Annotated in this window: 1 pseudogene; it reads right to left on the bottom strand. The window is 60.3% G+C overall.

The annotated features are described in order from the left end of the window. Positions 1–547 (bottom strand): annotated as a pseudogene (pyrG, locus tag ACI2KB_RS21095) (CTP synthetase); the annotation flags it as partial.

Raw genomic sequence — 547 nt, 5'->3', positions numbered from 1 at the left:
GTTGTAGACTTCTTCCTGCGAAATCTCCGCACGCTCTTCGTCGTTGGTGAAGAGCGCGATCTTGCGTAGAGTCGACTCATCCACGGGATTGTCGTTGCGGCAGTTAAGCTCGTCGGGTTGCAGGCCGATGGAGCGCAGCTCTTTTACCGAGTGCTGAGTGGGCTTGGTCTTGGTCTCGCCAGCGGTGGCGATGTACGGAACCAGCGTCAGGTGCATCAGCATCGCGCGCTTGGAACCGACTTCCACGCGCAGTTGGCGAATGGCTTCCAGGAACGGTTGCGACTCGATGTCGCCCACGGTGCCGCCGATTTCGACCAGTGCGACGTCGGCATCGCCGGCGCCCTTGATGATGCGACGCTTGATTTCGTCGGTGATGTGCGGGATCACCTGGATGGTCGCGCCCAGATAATCACCACGGCGCTCTTTGCGCAGGACGTGTTCGTACACACGGCCAGTGGTGAAGTTGTTGTTCTGGGTCATGGTGGTGCGAATGAAACGCTCGTAGTGACCCAGGTCCAGGTCGGTCTCGGCGCCGTCGTGGGTGACG

Origin of the sequence: Pseudomonas sp. NPDC088444 (genome assembly GCF_044900175.1) — a bacterium.
Taxonomy (GTDB): Bacteria; Pseudomonadota; Gammaproteobacteria; order Pseudomonadales; family Pseudomonadaceae; genus Aquipseudomonas.
This window is presented reverse-complemented; position numbering and strand designations above follow the sequence as displayed.